Source organism: Pseudomonas sp. MSSRFD41, from assembly GCF_014230245.1.
GTDB classification, from domain to species: domain Bacteria; phylum Pseudomonadota; class Gammaproteobacteria; order Pseudomonadales; family Pseudomonadaceae; genus Aquipseudomonas; species Aquipseudomonas piscis.
This window is the reverse complement of the sequence record NZ_JACKZK010000034.1, coordinates 18,658-37,462: the sequence shown is the minus strand read 5'-3', so window position 1 is coordinate 37,462 and position 18,805 is coordinate 18,658. Positions and strand designations below refer to the sequence as shown.

The 18,805-nt window shown below is 63.6% G+C and carries 16 protein-coding genes; 14 read left to right on the top strand and 2 right to left on the bottom strand.

The window, feature by feature from the left end; translation table 11 throughout:
* Positions 1-75: 75 nt before the first annotated feature.
* Positions 76-393, top strand: coding sequence for a Rieske (2Fe-2S) protein (locus H7A76_RS29715; protein ID WP_185701809.1), 318 nt, complete (start codon positions 76-78; stop codon positions 391-393).
* On the opposite strand, the gene sfsA is transcribed toward H7A76_RS29715, so the two are convergent.
* The gene (sfsA, locus tag H7A76_RS29710) at positions 390-1,097 is read right to left on the bottom strand and encodes a DNA/RNA nuclease SfsA (protein ID WP_185701808.1); all 708 of its coding nucleotides are present in this window, start codon (positions 1,095-1,097) and stop codon (positions 390-392) included. The genes H7A76_RS29715 and sfsA overlap by 4 nt on opposite strands.
* Positions 1,097-2,269, bottom strand: coding sequence for a pyridoxal phosphate-dependent aminotransferase (locus H7A76_RS29705; RefSeq protein ID WP_185701807.1), 1,173 nt, complete (start codon positions 2,267-2,269; stop codon positions 1,097-1,099). The genes sfsA and H7A76_RS29705 overlap by 1 nt, the downstream gene beginning before the upstream one ends.
* A 336-nt stretch (positions 2,270-2,605) precedes the next feature.
* Between H7A76_RS29705 and dksA the strand changes: the two genes are divergently transcribed.
* The 13 genes from dksA (at position 2,606) to H7A76_RS29640 (ending at position 18,753) form a co-directional block, all read left to right on the top strand.
* Positions 2,606-3,046, top strand: coding sequence for an RNA polymerase-binding protein DksA (dksA, locus tag H7A76_RS29700; RefSeq protein WP_011063504.1), 441 nt, complete (start codon positions 2,606-2,608; stop codon positions 3,044-3,046).
* A gap of 154 nt (positions 3,047-3,200) precedes the next feature.
* Complete coding sequence (gluQRS, locus tag H7A76_RS29695; RefSeq protein WP_185701806.1) at positions 3,201-4,088, top strand: tRNA glutamyl-Q(34) synthetase GluQRS; 888 nt, start codon at positions 3,201-3,203, stop codon at positions 4,086-4,088.
* A gap of 75 nt (positions 4,089-4,163) precedes the next feature.
* Positions 4,164-4,340, top strand: coding sequence for a hypothetical protein (locus H7A76_RS29690; RefSeq protein ID WP_003176118.1), 177 nt, complete (start codon positions 4,164-4,166; stop codon positions 4,338-4,340).
* The gene (locus tag H7A76_RS29685; RefSeq protein ID WP_185701805.1) at positions 4,324-7,278 is read left to right on the top strand and encodes a sensor histidine kinase; all 2,955 of its coding nucleotides are present in this window, start codon (positions 4,324-4,326) and stop codon (positions 7,276-7,278) included. The genes H7A76_RS29690 and H7A76_RS29685 overlap by 17 nt, the downstream gene beginning before the upstream one ends.
* A 22-nt stretch (positions 7,279-7,300) precedes the next feature.
* The gene (locus H7A76_RS29680; RefSeq protein WP_185701804.1) at positions 7,301-8,719 is read left to right on the top strand and encodes a sigma-54 dependent transcriptional regulator; all 1,419 of its coding nucleotides are present in this window, start codon (positions 7,301-7,303) and stop codon (positions 8,717-8,719) included.
* A 735-nt stretch (positions 8,720-9,454) separates the two neighbouring features.
* Entirely contained in the window at positions 9,455-10,852 is a 1,398-nt protein-coding gene (locus tag H7A76_RS29675) for a polynucleotide adenylyltransferase PcnB (RefSeq protein WP_185701803.1), read from the top strand.
* 3 nt (positions 10,853-10,855) lie between these two features.
* A complete protein-coding gene (folK, locus tag H7A76_RS29670; protein ID WP_185701802.1) occupies positions 10,856-11,335 on the top strand; it encodes a 2-amino-4-hydroxy-6-hydroxymethyldihydropteridine diphosphokinase in 480 nt (159 codons plus the stop codon).
* A 390-nt stretch (positions 11,336-11,725) separates the two neighbouring features.
* Entirely contained in the window at positions 11,726-12,526 is an 801-nt protein-coding gene (gene panB, locus H7A76_RS29665) for a 3-methyl-2-oxobutanoate hydroxymethyltransferase (RefSeq protein WP_185701801.1), read from the top strand.
* Positions 12,523-13,383 (top strand): pantoate--beta-alanine ligase, encoded by an 861-nt coding sequence (panC, locus tag H7A76_RS29660; RefSeq protein WP_185701800.1) that lies wholly within the window; start codon positions 12,523-12,525, stop codon positions 13,381-13,383. The genes panB and panC overlap by 4 nt, the downstream gene beginning before the upstream one ends.
* A gap of 106 nt (positions 13,384-13,489) precedes the next feature.
* Positions 13,490-13,870, top strand: coding sequence for an aspartate 1-decarboxylase (gene panD / locus H7A76_RS29655; protein ID WP_058433573.1), 381 nt, complete (start codon positions 13,490-13,492; stop codon positions 13,868-13,870).
* 231 nt (positions 13,871-14,101) lie between these two features.
* Positions 14,102-15,766, top strand: a complete 1,665-nt coding sequence (gene pgi / locus H7A76_RS29650) for a glucose-6-phosphate isomerase (RefSeq protein ID WP_185701799.1) — start codon at positions 14,102-14,104, stop codon at positions 15,764-15,766.
* Positions 15,767-15,897: 131 nt separating this feature from the next.
* On the top strand, positions 15,898-17,835 hold the full coding sequence (gene acs / locus H7A76_RS29645) for an acetate--CoA ligase (protein WP_185701798.1): 1,938 nt from the start codon (positions 15,898-15,900) through the stop codon (positions 17,833-17,835).
* Positions 17,836-17,886: 51 nt separating this feature from the next.
* Complete coding sequence (locus H7A76_RS29640) at positions 17,887-18,753, top strand: oxygenase MpaB family protein (RefSeq protein ID WP_185701797.1); 867 nt, start codon at positions 17,887-17,889, stop codon at positions 18,751-18,753.
* Positions 18,754-18,805: the final 52 nt, after the last annotated feature.

Genomic DNA, 18,805 nt, shown 5'->3' with positions numbered 1-18,805 from the left:
CGGCGCATTCGCTCCTGTAACCGCAGCAAACCCGTGACAGGCCGCTGCCAGGGCCTTCGGAGCCAGAGGATGAGCATGAAATTTCTTTGCACCGGCAGCGACCTGCCCGAGGCCGGCAGCCGGGGATTCCAGATCGGGGACGTGAAGCTCCTGGCCGTACGCCGTAACCGCCAGGCTTATGTCTACAGCAACCGCTGTCCACATCGCGGGGTCCCCCTGGAGTGGCAACCCGACCAGTTCCTGGACCCCAGCCGCAGCCTGATCCAGTGCGCCACCCATGGCGCACTGTTCCTGATCGAAAATGGCGAATGCGTGGCCGGCCCCTGCGCCGGCCAGTTCTTGCAAGCCATCGACTGCCGCGAGGACAGCCAGGGGATCTGGGTCGATCTCTAGAGCAGCACCTCGAGGCGCCGGTCGATGCAGACTTGCTCGGCCGTCAGGCTGACGCCATAGGCCAGCACCTCGACCCCGGCCGCCACTGCCTCGCGCAGCGCCGCGGCATAACCCGGATCGATTTCCTCGGCCGGGCGCACCGCGTCGATGCCCGACAGGTTGACGCAATACAACTGCACCGCCCGGACACCGTCGCGAGCCAGGGTCGCCAGCTCCCTCAGGTGCTTGGCGCCACGCTGGGTCACCGCGTCGGGAAAGGCCGCGACCGACGAACCATCGAAGCCCAGGGTGACGCTCTTGACCTCGACGAAGGCCGAGCCATGGAGGTAGTCGAGGCGAAAATCGACACGGCTGTTTTCCTGCCCATAGGCCACCTCGCGCTTGAGCCCGGTGAAACCGCGCAACTCCTCGATCACCCCGGCCTGCAACGCTTGCTCCACCAGGCGGTTGGCCCGCCCGGTATTCACGCAGGCCAACCGCCCCTGCGGGGTTTCACTGATTTCCCAGGTCCCCGCAAGCTTGCGCTTGGGGTCGTTGGAGCGGCTGAACCATACCTGTCCGCCTTCGACCATGCAGTTGAGCATCGAGCCGGTATTGGGACAATGGATGGTCATCTGCTCGCCGTCGAGCGTCTCGATATCGGCCAGGAAGCGCTTGTAGCGGCGCAGCAGGCGCCCCTCTTCCAGCGGAGGATCGAAACGCATCAGCCTTGCCAGCTCTGCAGGCCACGGGCGATTCGCTCCACCGCTTCCTGCAGGCGCTCCAGGCTCTGGGTGTAGGCGAAACGCACATGGTGCCCGGCCTGGTAACGCCCGAAGTCCAGGCCTGGGGTGAAGGCCAGGTGTTCGGTCTCCAGGAAGTGCCGGCAAAAGGCGAAGGCATCGCCACCAAAGGCACTGATATCGGCATACAGGTAGAACGCGCCTTCTGGCTCCACGGCGATGCCGAAGCCCAGCTCACGCAGCGCCGGTAGCAGGAAGTCGCGACGCCGCCCGAACTCGGCGCGCCGTTGTTCCAGGATGTCGATGGTCGCGGGCTCGAAACAGGCCAGGGCGGCATGCTGGGCCACGCTGGGGGCGCTGATGTAGAGGTTCTGCGCCAGCTTCTCCAGCTCACCGATGGCAGCCTCTGGCGCTACCAGCCAGCCCAGGCGCCAGCCGGTCATGCCGAAATACTTGGAAAAACTATTCAGGACGAAAGCGCTGTCATCCACCTCCAGGACGCTGGCCGCATCGGTGCCGTAGGTCAGGCCGTGGTAGATCTCATCCACCACCAGATGCCCGTTGCGCGCCTTGACCGCGGCGGACAGGCCCGCCAATTCGTCGCGGCTGAGCACGGTGCCGGTGGGGTTCGCCGGGGACGCCACCAGGGCGCCGACGCTGTCCTGGTCCCAGTAGCGCTCCACCAGGTCCGGAGTCAGCTGGTAACGCACATCGGGGCCGACCGGGACCAGTTGCGCGGCGCCTTCCACCAGGCGCAGGAAATGCCGGTTGCAAGGATAGCCGGGGTCCGCCAGCAACCAGTGCTTGCCGGGGTCCACCAGCAGGCTGCTGGCCAGCAGCAGGGCACCGGAACCACCGGGAGTGATCATGATCCGCTCGGGATCGATGTCCAGGCCATAACGCTGCCGGTAGAAACCGGAGATCGCCATGCGCAGCTCGGGAATGCCACGAGCCGCGGTGTAGCGGGTCTTGCCGGCACCCAGGGCCGCCTGGCCGGCCTGGACGATCGGTGCTGCGGTGGTGAAGTCCGGTTCGCCGATCTCCAGGTGGATCACATCGTGTCCGGCGGCTTGCAGTTCGTTGGCCCGGGCCAGCAAGGCCATGACATGGAAAGGTTCGATAGCGCGACTGCGCGCACTGTAGGGCAGAGCCATTGGCCTTCCTTCATCCAAGGGGAGCAAAAACCCGATTCTACCCATGCTCTCAAGATAGGGAGAACCCAGGCTTGCCCAAGCGCCTTGTTCCTGGCTTAGCACGTAATCAACGGAACCCGCAGCATTGGCTAAAATCAATGATTGAACGCGGCAGCCAGAGAGCCCTGTAGGACTTTTCCTACCCCTGTAGACCAGGCAGGACAGGGGTTCGACAACCGGGAGTAGCGCGCTCTGATTTGATCTGGTAAGTTCGCCGGCTTGCAGTCGCAGGGCCGGCAACTGTCGGAGATGGAGCAATCCTGCGCAATGGATTACAAGAGTAGAGGCGGTCCATTCATGCCCACCCAAGCAAAGCAACAGATTCAATCGATCAGCGGTTTTGAACCTTATGTTGAGACTGCGGGCGAAGAGTACATGGGCAAGCCCATGCGCGAGCACTTCACCAAGATCCTGAACAAGTGGAAGCAGGACTTGATGCAGGAAGTCGACCGCACTGTTGATCACATGAAGGACGAGGCAGCCAACTTCCCCGACCCGGCCGACCGTGCCAGCCAGGAAGAAGAATTCAGCCTCGAACTGCGCGCCCGCGACCGTGAGCGCAAGCTGATCAAGAAGATCGACAAGACCCTGCAACTGATCGAAGACGAAGAATACGGCTGGTGCGAATCCTGCGGCGTCGAGATCGGTATCCGGCGCCTGGAAGCCCGCCCTACCGCCGACATGTGCGTAGACTGCAAGACCCTGGCGGAAATCAAGGAAAAACAGGTCGGCAAGTAAGCGCCAACCTGGCCCAGAAACGGAGCGTACATACGCTCCGTTTTCGTTTCTGCACTCTCCTTTCGCCTCCCCCCGCACGAGCGATCCCGCTCGCGATGGTGCTCCCCGCCGGCTCCATCGCCATCGTGGGGCCAGACCAAGTAACATCCGCACCATGACTGCCTCTCCCTACATCGGGCGCTTCGCCCCCACGCCCAGCGGCTACCTGCACTTCGGCTCGCTGGTCGCTGCCCTCGCCTCCTACCTGGATGCCCGCGCCGTCGGCGGTCGCTGGCTGCTGCGCATGGAAGACCTGGACCCACCCCGCGAAGAGCCGGGCGCCCAGGCGGCGATCCTCAAGGCCCTGGAAAGCTACGGCTTCGAATGGGACGGCGAAATGATCCGCCAGAGCGAACGCCACGACGCCTACGCCCAGGTCCTGGATCGCCTGTTCAACCAGGGGCTGGCCTACGCCTGCACCTGTTCGCGCAAGCAACTGGAGCCCTACCAGGGCATCTACCCGGGGCTGTGCCGCAACCTTGGGCACGCCCGGGATGACGCGGCGATCCGCCTGCGGGTACCGGAACTCGAATACCACTTCATCGACCGGGTCCAGGGCCAGTTCCGCCAGCACCTGGGCCGGGAGGTGGGAGACTTCGTGATTCGCCGTCGCGACGGGCTCTATGCCTACCAGCTGGCCGTGGTGCTCGACGATGCCTGGCAGGGGATCACCGATATCGTGCGCGGCGCCGACCTGCTGGACTCCACCCCGCGCCAACTCTATCTGCAGGAACTCCTGGGCCTGCCCCAGCCGCGCTACCTGCACGTACCGCTGATCACCCAGCCCGACGGCCACAAGCTCGGTAAATCCTATCGTTCGCCGCCATTGGCCGAGGACCGGGCGCCACCACTGCTCCTGCGCGCCCTGCGGGCCCTGGGGCAGAATCCGCCAGCCGAACTGGACGGCGCCAGCGTGGCCGAGATCATGCGGTGGGGAACCCACCACTGGGACGCAACGCTGATTCCGCGCACACTGAACGTGCCGGAAGCGCAATTGACCTGACGCCACTTGCAGCCTGGCACCCATCCGTTACCATCGCCGCACGTTTTCGGGCACGCACAATAAAGAGAGGCCGGGATGTACATCTATCGCTTGGTCCTGCTCCTGGTAGTGGGGATCTATCTGTTTTCCCCCGCCATCATGGATTGGTGGATCGATGCTACTGGCGCCTGGTATCGCCCGTACCTGCTCTGGCTGATTCTGATCGTCGTGACCTTCATCCTGCAGAGTCAAAAAGATGCCGATGAGCTTTAGCCTGACCCAGATGATCCTGATCAGCGCCGCCTACCTGCTGGTGCTGTTCGGGGTGGCCTGGATCAGCGAGCGTGGCATGATCCCGCGCTCGATCATCCGCCACCCGCTGACCTACACCCTGTCGCTGGGGGTCTATGCCAGTGCCTGGGCGTTCTACGGCACCGTGGGCCTGGCCTACCAGTACGGCTACGGCTTCCTCTCCAGCTACCTGGGAGTGTCCGGGGCCTTCCTGTTGGCGCCGGTGCTGCTCTACCCGATCCTGAAGATCACCCGCACCTACCAACTGTCGTCACTGGCCGACCTGTTCGCCTTCCGCTTCCGCAGCACCTGGGCCGGAGCCCTGACCACCATCTTCATGCTGCTCGGGGTCCTGCCGCTGCTGGCCCTGCAGATCCAGGCGGTGGCCGACTCCATCGGCATCCTGACCCACGAACCGGTACAGCATCGGGTGGCCCTGAGCTTCTGTGCGCTGATCACCCTGTTCACTATCTTCTTCGGCTCGCGGCACATCGCCACCCGGGAAAAACACGAGGGCCTGGTGTTCGCCATCGCCTTCGAGTCGGTGATCAAGCTGATCGCCATCGGTGGCGTCGGCCTGTATGCGCTGTATGGGGTGTTCGACGGACCGCAGCAGCTGGAGCTCTGGCTGTTGCAGAACCAGACGGCCCTCGCCGCCCTGCACACGCCATTGCAGGAAGGTCCGTGGCGCACGTTGCTGCTGGTGTTCTTCGCCTCGGCGATCGTCATGCCGCACATGTACCACATGACCTTCACCGAGAACCTCAACCCCCGGGCGCTGGTCAGCGCCAGCTGGGGATTGCCGCTGTTCCTGCTGTTGATGAGCCTGGCGGTGCCATTGATCCTCTGGGCCGGCCTCAAGCTCGGCGCCACTACCAACCCCGAGTACTTCACCCTGGGCATCGGTATCGCCGCCGACAATCCCGCTCTGGCGCTGATGGCCTATGTCGGCGGGCTATCGGCCGCCAGCGGCCTGATCATCGTCACTACGCTGGCGCTGTCGGGGATGGCCCTGAACCACTTGGTACTGCCGCTTTACCAACCGCCAGCGGAAGGCAACATCTATCGCTGGCTGAAGTGGACCCGACGGGCCCTGATCGTCGCCATCATCATGGCCGGCTACGCCTTCTACCTGCTGCTGGGGGCCGAGCAAGACCTGGCCAACCTGGGGATCGTGGCCTTCGTCGCCACCTTGCAGTTCCTCCCCGGGGTGCTCTCGGTCCTGTACTGGCCGACCGCCAACCGCCGTGGCTTCATCGCCGGCCTGCTGGCGGGCATCCTGGTCTGGATGGTGACCATGCTGCTGCCGCTGGTGGGCAACCTGCAGGGCTTCTACATTCCCCTGCTGAACATGATCTACGTCCTCGACGACACCAGTTGGCACATGGCGGCCATCGCTTCGCTGGCAGCCAACGTCCTGATGTTCACCTTGATCTCGCTATTCACCAACGCCAGCTCAGAGGAGGCCAGTGCCGCCGAAGCTTGCGCGGTGGACAACGTACGCCGGCCGCAGCGCCGGGAGCTGCATGCGGCCTCGCCCCAGGAATTCGCCACCCAGCTGGCCAAGCCACTGGGGGCCAAGGCCGCGCAGAAGGAAGTGGAACAGGCCCTGCGCGACCTCTACCTGCCCTTCGACGAACGCCGCCCCTATGCGCTGCGACGCCTGCGGGACCGCATCGAGGCCAACCTGTCCGGGCTGATGGGCCCTAGCGTGGCCCAGGATATGGTGGAGACCTTCCTGCCCTACAAGGCCGGCGGCGAGAACTACGTGACCGAGGACATCCACTTCATCGAAAGCCGGCTCGAGGACTACCACTCGCGCCTCACCGGCCTGGCCGCCGAGCTCGACGCCCTGCGTCGCTACCACCGGCAGACCCTGCAAGAGCTGCCGATGGGCGTCTGCTCCCTGGCCAAGGACCAGGAGATCCTGATGTGGAACAAGGCCATGGAGGAACTCACCGGGATTCCCGCCCAGCACGTAGTGGGGTCGCGCCTGGGTACCATCGCCAACCCGTGGAGGGACCTGCTCCAGGGCTTCATCGACCTGCCCGACGAGCACTTGCACAAGCAGCATCTGGCCCTGGACGGCCAGACTCGCTGGCTGAACCTGCACAAGGCGGCCATCGACGAGCCCTTGGCGCCGGGCAACAGCGGCCTGGTGCTGCTGGTGGAGGACCTGACCGAGACCCAGACCCTGGAAGACAAGTTGGTGCACTCCGAGCGCCTGGCCAGTATCGGCCGCCTGGCCGCCGGGGTCGCCCATGAAATCGGCAACCCGGTCACCGGTATCGCCTGCCTGGCGCAGAACCTGCGCGAGGAACGCGAGGAAGATGGCGAACTGACCGAGATCAGCGAGCAGATTCTGGAGCAGACCAAGCGCATCTCGCGCATTGTCCAGTCGCTGATGAGTTTCGCCCATGCCGGCAGCCACCAGCACAACGACGAAGCCGTATGCCTGGCCGAAGTGGCCCAGGACGCCATCGGCCTGCTGGCACTGAACCGGCGAAATTTCGAGGTGCAGTTCTTCAATTTATGCGATCCCGACCACTGGGTGGATGGCGATCCCCAACGCCTGGCCCAGGTACTGATCAACCTGCTGTCCAACGCTCGCGACGCCTCCCCTGCCGGGAGCGCGGTACGCGTCAAGAGCGAGGCTTTCGAGCATACGGTCGACCTGATCGTGGAAGACGAAGGCAGCGGCATTCCCAAGAACATCATGGACCGATTGTTCGAACCGTTTTTCACCACCAAGGACCCAGGGGAAGGCACCGGTCTGGGCCTTGCACTGGTCTATTCCATCGTTGAAGAGCATTATGGACAAATCACCATCGACAGCCCGGCCGATCCACAGAGCCAGCGCGGCACCCGTATTCGAGTGACCTTACCGCGCCATGTCGAAGCGACGTCCGCTGTGAACTGAGACCGTCGAGAGAATTGAATCAATGCCGCATATTCTGATCGTCGAAGACGAAACCATCATCCGCTCCGCCTTGCGACGCCTGCTGGAACGCAACCAGTATCAGGTCAGCGAAGCCGGTTCGGTGCAGGAAGCACAGGAACGCTTCAGTATTCCCACGTTCGACCTGATCGTCAGCGACCTGCGCCTGCCAGGCGCCCCGGGCACCGAGCTGATCAAGCTTGGCCAGGGCAAGCCGGTGCTGATCATGACCAGCTACGCCAGCCTGCGCTCGGCCGTGGACTCGATGAAAATGGGCGCGGTGGACTACATCGCCAAGCCATTCGACCACGACGAGATGCTCCAGGCCGTAGCGCGTATCCTGCGTGATCGGCAGAGCGCCGACCAGGCGCCGGCCGAGCGACCAGCCGGCAAGGCCGCCAGTCCCGACAAGAGCGCGGCCGGCAACGGCGAGATCGGCATCATCGGCTCCTGCGCGCCCATGCAGGACCTGTACGGCAAGATCCGCAAGGTCGCGCCCACCGATTCCAATGTCTTGATCCAGGGCGAGTCCGGAACCGGCAAGGAACTGGTGGCGCGGGCGCTGCACAACCTGTCCAAGCGGGCCAAGGCACCGATGATTTCGGTGAACTGTGCGGCCATTCCGGAAACCCTGATCGAATCCGAACTGTTCGGCCATGAAAAAGGCGCATTCACCGGCGCCAGTGCCGGACGTGCCGGCCTGGTTGAGGCGGCCGACGGCGGCACGCTGTTCCTCGACGAAATTGGCGAGCTGCCGCTGGAAGCCCAGGCGCGCTTGCTGCGGGTCTTGCAGGAAGGCGAGATCCGCCGCGTGGGTTCGGTACAGTCGCAGAAAGTCGACGTCCGCCTGATCGCCGCGACCCACCGCGACCTCAAGAGCCTGTCGAAGATCGGCCAGTTCCGTGAAGACTTGTATTACCGCCTGCATGTGATCGCATTGAAGCTGCCGGCCTTGCGTGAGCGCGGCGCCGACGTCAACGAGATCGCCAACGCCTTCCTCGCCCGCCAGAGTGCGCGTATCGGCCGCACGGACCTGAAGTTCGCCGCCGATGCCGAACAAGCGATCCGCCATTATTCCTGGCCCGGTAACGTGCGTGAGCTGGAGAACGCCGTCGAGCGCGCGGTGATCCTGTGCGAAAGCCCGGAAATCTCCGCGGACCTGCTGGGCATCGACATCGAGCTGAGCGACCTGGAAGACGAGGACTTCGACAGCCTGGCACCGCAATCGGCGCCAACCAGCCATGAGCCCACCGAAGACCTCTCCCTGGAAGACTACTTCCAGCACTTCGTCCTCGAGCACCAGGACCACATGACCGAGACCGAGCTGGCGCGCAAGCTGGGCGTTAGCCGCAAATGCCTGTGGGAACGCCGCCAGCGCCTGGGCATCCCCCGGCGCAAGAGCGGGGTGACCAGCGAAAACTGACACGTGTGGCGGCCTGGTGGGGTAACAACGGGTTTGTGAAAAAAACTGTTACCCCTGTAAGTGGACGTAACAGAAGCCGGGGCTAAAGGTAACGAAGCCCCGGTTTTTTTTGCCTTGAGAAAAGCCGTATATCCCGCCTAACCCCTTGTTTTAGTGGGCTTTGCAAAAGTTGGCACGGCACCTGCTATATGTTTGGTACAAGAACAATAACAAGCAATGCACAAGACAATAAAAATAAGACGAATCGACTCACGCATAACAAAAACAACACGGCGGAGGCGCAGCTAACTGATTCTTTTGAAGAGGCGTTGTATTGGGGGCTTGCCCCACAACCAGGCTGAGAACAACAAAAACTGCCCTAAAGCAGAGCCTGAACTGGTTGGATCGAAAGATCATTGCAACTCAGCGATCAAAGCAATCCGTTTGCTCTTGGCTCCCGATTGGGAGGGTCACGCTGGGCAAACCAGGTGACAAGGGCGTTAAACAAAAACAAGAAGCCCGAAACCAATAATAAAAATAGAGCACGCAACTATTCTGGGGGAGCTTCGGCTCCCCTTGTGGTTCCTGGCGTTCAGCCATCGCTTCACTTCCATCCCTACTACTCATCCTGATGGGATGTCCTGTGCATAAGTCGCGGCAGCTTCCTACACCATCCTTCGACTAAATGCTAGAATCCCCGCCCATCATGCGGTCATTCTTCGTTTTGGCCGAACATTCCTTCAAACAGTGCATCCCATGCTGAAGAAGCTGTTCCAGTCATTCCGTTCTCCCTTGCGTCGTACGCAACATAAACGCAGCACCCCTGAAGTGCTCAACAGCAGCCAGCATTCGCTGCAGCGCGCCCAGTTCAGCCGGTATGCGGTCAATATCGTCGAACGCCTGCAGAACGCCGGCTACCAGGCCTACCTGGTGGGTGGCTGCGTGCGCGACATGCTGCTCAACATCTCTCCCAAGGATTTCGACGTCGCCACCAGCGCCACGCCGGAACAGGTCCGGGCCGAGTTCCGCAATGCGCGGATCATTGGCCGGCGGTTCAAGCTGGTGCACATCCACTTCGGCCGCGAAATCATCGAGGTGGCGACCTTCCGCGCCAATCACCCGCAGAACGAAGACGAAGAGGACAGCAACCAATCCTCGCGCAACGAAAGCGGGCGAATCCTGCGGGACAACGTCTACGGCACCCTGGAGGATGACGCGCAACGCCGCGACTTCACCATCAATGCCCTGTACTACGACCCGGTCAGCGAACGCATCCTCGACTATGCCAATGGCGTCCACGACATTCGCAACAACCTGGTGCGCCTGATCGGCGATCCGCGCAAGCGCTACCAGGAAGATCCGGTGCGCATGCTGCGAGCGGTGCGTTTCGCCGCCAAGCTGAACTTCGGGATCGAGAAGCACACCGCCGCGCCGATCCGCGAACTGGCGCCGATGCTGCGGGAAATCCCCTCGGCACGCCTGTTCGAGGAAGTGCTCAAGCTGTTCCTCTCCGGCCATGCCGCCGACACCTTCGAGATGCTGGTGGACCTGCAACTGTTCGATCCGCTGTTCCCGGCCAGCGCCGAAGCCCTGGAATACAACCCGACCTACACCCATACGCTGATCAGCGAGGCACTGGCCAATACCGATCTGCGGATCAAGCAGAACAAACCGGTGACCCCGGCCTTCCTGTTCGCGGCCCTGCTCTGGCCAGCCCTGCCGGCCCGGGTCCTGCACCTGCAGGAGCGCGGCATGCCGCCGATCCCGGCCATGCAGGAGGCCGCCCACGAACTGATCGCCGAACAGTGCCAGCGCATCGCCATCCCCAAGCGTTTCACCATGCCGATCCGCGAGATCTGGGACATGCAGGAGCGCCTGCCGCGCCGCAGTGGCAAGCGGGCCGACCAGTTGCTGGACAACCCACGCTTTCGCGCCGGCTACGACTTCCTGCTGCTACGCGAAAGCGCCGGCGAACAAACCGACGGCCTCGGTGAATGGTGGACCGACTACCAGGACGCCAATGATGCCGAACGTCGCGACATGATCCGTGACCTCAGCGGCAAGGACGATGCCAGTGGCGCGCCACGCAAACGCCGGCGCAGCGGTGGTGCCAAGCGCAAGCGGGCCGGCAGTGCCGGCGCGTCGGGCGAATAACCGATGGAGCGCATCTATATCGGCCTGGGCAGCAACCTGGCCGATCCCGAGGAGCAACTGCGCAGCGCCATCGAGGCCCTGGGGAAAATCCCCGAAAGCCTTCTGCATGGTGTCTCGGCGTTCTACCAGAGCGATTCGCTGCTGCCCGGCCAACCGCGCTTCACCAACGCCGTGGCGGCGCTGGACAGCACCCTCGAGCCGCTGCAATTGCTCGATGCGCTGCAAGCCATCGAGCAACAGCAAGGCCGGGAGCGCCACGAACGCTGGGGACCAAGGACCCTGGACCTGGACATCCTGCTGTTTGGCGAGCGACTGATCGACGAACCCCGCCTCAAAGTCCCGCACTATCATATGCAGGCCCGCCCCTTCGTCCTCTATCCCCTGGCGGAGCTGGCTCCGGCCGACCTGCAGTTGGCCGATGGCCGCAGCCTGCGGGAACTGCTCGCCGCCTGCCCATTTGTCGGCCTGGAACGCCAGGCCTGACAGCTGAAACGCATCAGTAACGGCGGTAACACTACCGCCGTAACAATGCGGTAACACATCTAATTGACTTCCAGAGTTCTCCTCACGACTATAGGCGTCCCGTTGCCGCCATCACGGCGTTAAAGGGCGCAATTCAAGTGAAGCTTGTTCGCGGCGAACCCGGGAAACGCCAGGCAGAGGCAGTGATGCAAGGGCGGAATACCCGCCGGCACGCGAGTTCTTTCAACCATGGCAAGCTGTACAAGACGCCCGAGGGGGCGTCTCCGGGATCGTTCAAATCGCTTGGAAGCAGGCTGTATAAGCACGACAAAAGACCGTGCGCCTGAACAACGAAGAATCACGCGCGTTACTCGCAGTAGTTTCCAAAGCGCCTGAATGAGGACCCCTTTCATGCCAGACATCACCCTGACCACCCTGCAAAGCCTCAAGCAGAAAGGTGAGAAAATCACCATGCTGACCTGCTATGACGCCACCTTCGCCCACACCTGCAACGAAGCCGGCATCGAAGTCCTGTTGGTCGGCGATTCCCTGGGCATGGTCTTGCAAGGGCACGACAGCACATTGCCAGTCACCATCGACGACATGGCCTACCATGTCGCAGCGGTGAAACGCGGCAACAGCGGGGCCCTGATCCTCGCCGACCTGCCTTTCATGTCCTACGCCACCACTGAACAGGCCCTGAGCAGTTCGGCGCAACTGATGCAGGCCGGTGCGCATATGGTCAAGATCGAAGGCGCGGCCTGGCTGGCCGAGCCGGTACGCCTGCTGAACGAGCGCGGCGTGCCGGTCTGCGTGCACATGGGGCTGACCCCACAGACCGTGAACGTCCTGGGCGGCTACAAGGTCCAGGGACGCAACGAGAGCCAGGCCCGGCAGATGCGTGCCGATGCCATCGCCCTGGAGCAGGCCGGTGCGGCCATGCTGCTGCTCGAATGCGTGCCCAGCGAGCTGGCGGCGGAAATCACCCAGGCGGTGAAGATCCCGGTGATCGGCATCGGCGCCGGCAGCGCCACCGATGGCCAGGTGCTGGTGCTCCACGACATGCTGGGCCTGTCCCTCACCGGACGCTCCCCCAAGTTCGTGAAGAACTTCATGGCCGGCAAGGACAGCATCCAGGCGGCGCTGAGCGCCTACGTGCAGGAAGTCAAGGCCGTCACCTTTCCTGGCGTCGAACACGGGTTCTGCGCATGAATACTGTCAAGACCGTGCGTGAATTGCGCGCCGCGGTTGCTCGCGCTCGCAGCGAAGGCAAGCGTATCGGCTTCGTGCCGACCATGGGTAACCTGCACAGCGGGCACGCTGCACTGGTAGCCAAGGCCGCCCAGCGAGTGGACTTCGTGGTCGCGAGCATCTTCGTCAACCCGCTGCAGTTCGGCGCCGGCGAAGACCTGGACAAATATCCCCGCACCCTCGCCGCCGACCAGGAAAAACTGCTCCAGGCCGGCTGCCACCTGCTGTTCGCGCCCAGTGTCGAGGAAATGTACCCCGACGGCATGGCCGGACAGACCCGGGTCAGCGTCCCCCAGTTGTCCGAAGGCCTGTGCGGCGGCAGCCGCCCCGGGCACTTCGAAGGGGTAGCCACGGTGGTCAGCAAGCTGTTCAACATGGTGCAACCCGACCTCGCGGTGTTCGGCCAGAAGGACTACCAGCAGCTGGCCGTCATCCGCGCCCTGGTGCATGACCTGAACATGCCGATCCAGATCATCGGCGAACCCACGGTGCGGGCCGAGGATGGCCTGGCGTTGTCCTCGCGCAACGGCTACCTGAGCGCAGAACAGCGGGCCATTGCGCCGGTGCTGTATCGCAGCCTGAGCCAGATCGCCGCGTCCATTCGCAGTGGCGCGCGCGACTATCCGCAGTTGCTGGCCGAACAGCAGCGCCTGCTGGAGGCCGCCGGCCTGCGCCAGGATTACCTGGAAATCCGCCACGCCCGGAACCTGCGCCCGGCCACCGCCGAGGACCGAGACCTGGTGATCCTGGTGGCGGCCTACCTGGGTACTACCCGCCTGATCGACAACCTGCACCTGGACCTCGACGCGCCGGCCTGATCAGCCGATTGCCCGAACCCCAACCTTCGGGCAAACTGCCGCCCGCCGGGGCCTGCAGCCAAAACTGCAGGCCCCTTTTCGAGGATCCGACCAAGGGAAACCCCCCATGCACGCCATCATGCTCAAGGCCAAGCTGCATCGCGCAGAAGTCACCCACGCCGTGCTTGATTACGAAGGCTCTTGCGCCATCGACGGCGACTGGCTGGACCTCTCCGGCATTCGCGAGTACGAGCAGATCCAGATCTACAACGTCGACAATGGCGAGCGCTTCACCACCTACGCCATCCGCGGCGAATCCGGTTCGCGCATGATCTCGGTGAACGGCGCGGCCGCACACAAGGCCAAGGTCGGCGATCGGGTGATCATCTGCGCCTACGCCCACTACAGCGAAGCCGAATTGCTCAACTTCAAGCCCCGCATGCTGTACATGGCCCCCGGCAACGAGCTGAGCCACACCAGCCACGCGATTCCGGTTCAGGTCGCCTGACCCCTTAGTTTCTTCACACCGCAAGCCCATGCCGCGCGGTCGGTGCAAAATAGTACCGACCGCAAGTCGCAGAAGGCCGAGACAGGAGCCCAGGCTGGAGTTACTGTTGTCGCCCCGGGTGATTAATCGAATCAGCACAGGGCCGAACGCACCAAGTCCGTGAATCCAGAATGGACGTTCCGGGCTTTTCAGTGTCCAAAAGGCAGTTCAAGCAAAAGGAAAACCGCAGCGATGGCGTACTACCGCACTCCTCACGACGTTACCGCTCTGCCCGCCTGGCAAGCGTTGAAAGAACACCGCCAAGCCATGCAGGATTTCAGCATGCGCGAGGCGTTCAATGCCGACCCTCAGCGCTTCAGCCAGTTCACCCTGAGCAGCTGCGGGCTGTTTCTCGACTATTCCAAGAACCTGATCACTGGTCAGACTCGCGACCTGCTGGTCAACCTGGCCAAGGAAGTCGGGCTGGCCGACGCGATCAAGTCGATGATGACCGGCGAACTGGTCAACGCTTCCGAAGGCCGTCCGGCCCTGCACACCGCCCTGCGCCGCCCGGTAGGCGACAAGCTGTCGGTCAATGGCGTGAACGTCATGCCGGAAGTGCACAAGGTGCTGAACCAGATCACCGAACTGGTGGGCCGCATCCACGACGGCCTGTGGCGCGGCTATACCGAGAAGCCCATCACCGACGTGGTGAACATCGGTATCGGCGGCTCCTTCCTAGGCCCGGAACTGGTCTCCGAAGCCCTGCTGTCGTACACCCACAAAGGCGTGCGCTGCCACTACCTGGCCAATATCGACGGCAGCGAATTCCATGAGCTTTCGGCGAAGATCCGTGCAGAAACCACGCTGTTCATCGTCTCGTCGAAATCCTTCAATACCCTCGAGACCCTGAAGAACGCCCAGGCCGCACGCGCCTGGTACCTGGCCCAGGGCGGCTCCGAGGCCGAACTGCACCGCCACTTCATCGCGGTGTCGAGCAACAACGCCGCCGCCGTGGCCTTCGGTATCCGCGAAGAGAACATCTTCCCGATGTGGGACTGGGTCGGCGGGCGCTACTCGCTGTGGTCCGCCATCGGCCTGCCGATCGCCCTGGCCATCGGCATGTCCAACTTCAAGGAACTGCTGTCCGGCGCCTACACCATGGACCAGCACTTCCAGAGCGCTCCGTTCGAGCAGAACATGCCGGTGCTGCTGGCGCTGCTGGGCGTGTGGTACGGCAACTTCTGGGGCGCGCAGAGCCACGCGATCCTGCCGTACGACCACTACCTGCGCAACATCACCAAGCACCTGCAGCAGCTGGATATGGAATCCAACGGCAAGAGCGTGCGCCAGGACGGCACCCCTGTGGGCACCGATACCGGCCCGGTGATCTGGGGCGGCGTGGGCTGCAACGGCCAGCACGCCTACCACCAGTTGCTGCACCAGGGCACCCAGCTGATCCCGGCCGACTTCATCGTGCCGATCGTCAGCTTCAACCCGGTGGCCGACCACCACCAGTGGCTGTACGCCAACTGCCTGTCCCAGAGCCAGGCGCTGATGCTCGGCAAGACCCGCGCCGAAGCCGAGAGCGAACTGCGCAGCAAGGGCCTGAACGAAGCCGAGGTGCAACGGCTCGCACCGCACAAGGTGATCCCAGGCAACCGGCCGAGCAACACCCTGGTGGTCGAGCGCATCAGCCCACGGCGTCTTGGCGCGCTGGTGGCACTGTACGAGCACAAGGTGTTCGTGCAAAGCGTGATCTGGGGCATCAACGCCTTCGACCAATGGGGCGTGGAGCTGGGCAAGGAGCTGGGCAAGGGCGTCTACGGCCGCCTGGTGGGCAGTGACGAAACCAGCGCCGAGGATGCCTCGACCCAGGGGCTGATCAATTACTTCCGCGGTCGTCATCGCGGCTGATCGCCTGCATCCGCGGGGGCCGGCTCGCCGGCTCCCGCTCGCCGGCTCCCGTTCGGGCCCTGGCCCTTGAACCTTGCCCTCACATGCGCGCACCCTTGAGTCTTGTCGCCAAACAAGCACAAGGAGCCGTCATGTTCGATATCAGCATTTTTCCGAAAGCCGATGCCGTCCGCCAGGCAGCCCAACTGAGCCAGGACGACTACCTCCATCTCTATCGCCAGTCCATCGAGCAGCCAGAACTGTTCTGGGCCGGGCAAGCCAAGCGTTTTTTGCACTGGAGCCACCCCTGGGCCGAGGTGCGTCGCCATGACAGCCGCACCGGCCAGGCCAGCTGGTTTGGCGGCGGCCAGCTCAATGTCAGCTACAACTGCATCGACCGCCACCTGGAAACACGCGGTGACCAGACCGCGATCATCTGGGAAGGCGACGATCCCGCCGAGTCCCTGCGCATCACCTATCGCACCTTGCACCAACAAGTCTGCCGCCTGGCCAACCTGCTCAAGAGCCGTGGCGTGAAGAAAGGCGACCGGGTGTGCATCTACATGCCGATGATCCCCGAGGCCGTCTACGCCATGCTCGCCTGCACGCGCATCGGTGCCGTGCATTCGGTGGTGTTCGCCGGCTTCTCCCCGGAGGCGCTGCGCGACCGGATCCTCAATGCCGATTGCCACACCCTGATCACCGCCGACGAAGGCCTGCGCGGCGGCAAGCGGGTGCCACTGAAAAACAATGTCGACAAGGCGTTGCTCAACTGCCCGGATGTCAGCAACGTGATCATGGTGCAGCGCACCGGCGCCGCGGTGAACTGGGTCGACGGCCGCGACATTCACTATGAACAGGCCATGGCCGCCAGCAGCGACCAGTGCGCGCCCGAGCCGATGGACGCCGAGGATCCGCTGTTCATCCTCTACACCTCAGGCAGCACCGGCAAACCCAAGGGCGTGCTGCATACCACCGGCGGCTACCTGCTGCACGTGGCCATGACCTTCAAGTACGTCATGGACTACCGCGACGGCGAGGTTTTCTGGTGCACCGCCGATGTCGGCTGGGTCACCGGCCACAGCTACATCCTCTACGGCCCGCTGGCCAACGGCGCCACCACGCTGATCTTCGAAGGAGTCCCCAACCACCCCAGCACTTCGCGCTTCTGGGAAGTGGTGGACAAGCATCGGGTGAACATCTTCTACACCGCGCCCACCGCCTTGCGTGCATTGATGCGCGAAGGTGCCGGACCGTTGCGCAACAGTTCGCGCGCCAGCCTGCGCCTGCTCGGCAGCGTCGGTGAGCCGATCAATCCGCAGGCCTGGGAATGGTATTTCAACGAGGTGGGCGAACAGCGCTGCCCCATCATCGATACCTGGTGGCAGACCGAGACCGGCGGCATCATGCTCAGCCCGCTGGCCAGCACCCGACAGATCAAGCCCGGTTGCGCCATGACGCCGATGTTCGGCGTGCAACCGGTGTTACTGGATGACCAGGGCCAGGAGATCCAGGGCGCCGGCAGCGGCATCCTGGTGCTCAAGGGCAGTTGGCCCGGGCAGATCCGTACCGTCTATGGCGATCCGCAGCGCATGGTCGAGACCTACTTCGCGCCTTACCCGGGCTACTACTTCACCGGTGACGGCGCCCGACGCGATGAAGACGGCAGCTACTGGATCACCGGGCGCATCGATGACGTGATCAACGTCTCCGGACACCGCATCGGTACCGCGGAGGTGGAGAGCGCCCTGGTGCTCCACGACAGCATCGCCGAAGCCGCCGTGGTGGGTTACCCCCATGACCTCAAGGGCCAGGGCATCTATGCCTTCGTCACGCCGATGCAGGGGATAGAGCCCGACGCTGCCCTCAAGCAGGAACTCCTGGCCCTGGTCAGCCGCGAGATCGGCAGCTTCGCCAAGCCGGAGCTGATCCAGTGGGCACCGGTCCTGCCCAAGACTCGCTCGGGCAAGATCATGCGGCGTATCCTGCGCAAGATAGCCTGCAACGAGCTGGACAGCCTGGGCGATACCTCGACCCTGGCCGACCCTGGCGTGGTGCAGGGCCTGATCGACCAACGCTTGAACCGCTGAAAGCGACGCGGCCTGGGCCGCGCCATTGTTTCCCTATCGTAGCGAGCCGTCATGGAGTTCATCCGCAGCCGTATCGAAAGCCAGGTCATGAGCCTCACCGGCCTGTCCCTGGGCCAGCTCGACCTGGAAAACCCCAAGGGCGATCCCGGTCTATTCGGTCCAGGGGCCGTTTGCTGGCAAGTGCATGCCGACTTCAGCAGCATGCTGATCGGCGGCATCAGCGCCCTGTTGCTGCAAGCCCTGCATCCCCTGGCGCTGGCCGGGGTGTGGGACCACTCCAACTTTCGCCAGGACCTGATCGGCCGCCTGCGCCGCACCGGGCAGTTCATTTCCGGGACCACCTTCGGCTCGCGCCAGGACGCCCAATGGCTGATCGAGAAAGTCCGTGGCATCCACCTGCACATCACCGGCACCGCCCCCGATGGCCGGCCCTACGCGGCCAGCGATCCAGACCTGCTGACCTGGGTCCACGTAGCTGAGGTCAGCAGTTTCCTGGCGGCCCACCTGCGCTACTTCAATCCGCGCTTGCCAGGTGCCGACCAGGATCGCTACTACGATGAAATCGCCTTGGTGGCCGAGCGCCTGGGCGCCCGGGATGTACCCCGTTCACGACAGGCTGTGGCCGATTACCTGCAAGCCATGCGCCCGCAATTGTTGTGCGACCAGCGCAGCCGCGAAGTCTTGCGCCTGCTGCGGGCCGCGCCAGCCCCCAGCCGCCTGGCCAAGCCCTTGGGTTCATTGATGATGCAAGCCGGGATCGACCTGCTGCCGGACTGGGCCGGCGAGCTGCTGGGGGTCGAGCAGAGCCCGCTGCAACGCCAACTGATCCGCGCCAGCATCAGGCGCAGCGCGCCGCTGCTGCGCTGGGCGGTACGCGACAGCTCGGCCCATCGCGCCAGGCGACGCATGGGCCTGTAGAAACCGACCGACCAAGGGCAACGTCAACGACCTGGCCATCGAGCGCTAACCC

What these genes read in the sequence shown, in the direction of transcription:
- H7A76_RS29715 (WP_185701809.1), top strand. Translation starts at nt 76, where the DNA reads ATGAAATTTCTTTGCACCGGCAGCGACCTGCCCGAGGCCGGCAGCCGG.
- sfsA (WP_185701808.1), bottom strand. Translation starts at nt 1,097, where the DNA reads ATGCGTTTCGATCCTCCGCTGGAAGAGGGGCGCCTGCTGCGCCGCTAC.
- H7A76_RS29705 (WP_185701807.1), bottom strand. Translation starts at nt 2,269, where the DNA reads ATGGCTCTGCCCTACAGTGCGCGCAGTCGCGCTATCGAACCTTTCCAT.
- dksA (WP_011063504.1), top strand. Translation starts at nt 2,606, where the DNA reads ATGCCCACCCAAGCAAAGCAACAGATTCAATCGATCAGCGGTTTTGAA.
- gluQRS (WP_185701806.1), top strand. Translation starts at nt 3,201, where the DNA reads ATGACTGCCTCTCCCTACATCGGGCGCTTCGCCCCCACGCCCAGCGGC.
- H7A76_RS29690 (WP_003176118.1), top strand. Translation starts at nt 4,164, where the DNA reads ATGTACATCTATCGCTTGGTCCTGCTCCTGGTAGTGGGGATCTATCTG.
- H7A76_RS29685 (WP_185701805.1), top strand. Translation starts at nt 4,324, where the DNA reads ATGCCGATGAGCTTTAGCCTGACCCAGATGATCCTGATCAGCGCCGCC.
- H7A76_RS29680 (WP_185701804.1), top strand. Translation starts at nt 7,301, where the DNA reads ATGCCGCATATTCTGATCGTCGAAGACGAAACCATCATCCGCTCCGCC.
- H7A76_RS29675 (WP_185701803.1), top strand. Translation starts at nt 9,455, where the DNA reads ATGCTGAAGAAGCTGTTCCAGTCATTCCGTTCTCCCTTGCGTCGTACG.
- folK (WP_185701802.1), top strand. Translation starts at nt 10,856, where the DNA reads ATGGAGCGCATCTATATCGGCCTGGGCAGCAACCTGGCCGATCCCGAG.
- panB (WP_185701801.1), top strand. Translation starts at nt 11,726, where the DNA reads ATGCCAGACATCACCCTGACCACCCTGCAAAGCCTCAAGCAGAAAGGT.
- panC (WP_185701800.1), top strand. Translation starts at nt 12,523, where the DNA reads ATGAATACTGTCAAGACCGTGCGTGAATTGCGCGCCGCGGTTGCTCGC.
- panD (WP_058433573.1), top strand. Translation starts at nt 13,490, where the DNA reads ATGCACGCCATCATGCTCAAGGCCAAGCTGCATCGCGCAGAAGTCACC.
- pgi (WP_185701799.1), top strand. Translation starts at nt 14,102, where the DNA reads ATGGCGTACTACCGCACTCCTCACGACGTTACCGCTCTGCCCGCCTGG.
- acs (WP_185701798.1), top strand. Translation starts at nt 15,898, where the DNA reads ATGTTCGATATCAGCATTTTTCCGAAAGCCGATGCCGTCCGCCAGGCA.
- H7A76_RS29640 (WP_185701797.1), top strand. Translation starts at nt 17,887, where the DNA reads ATGGAGTTCATCCGCAGCCGTATCGAAAGCCAGGTCATGAGCCTCACC.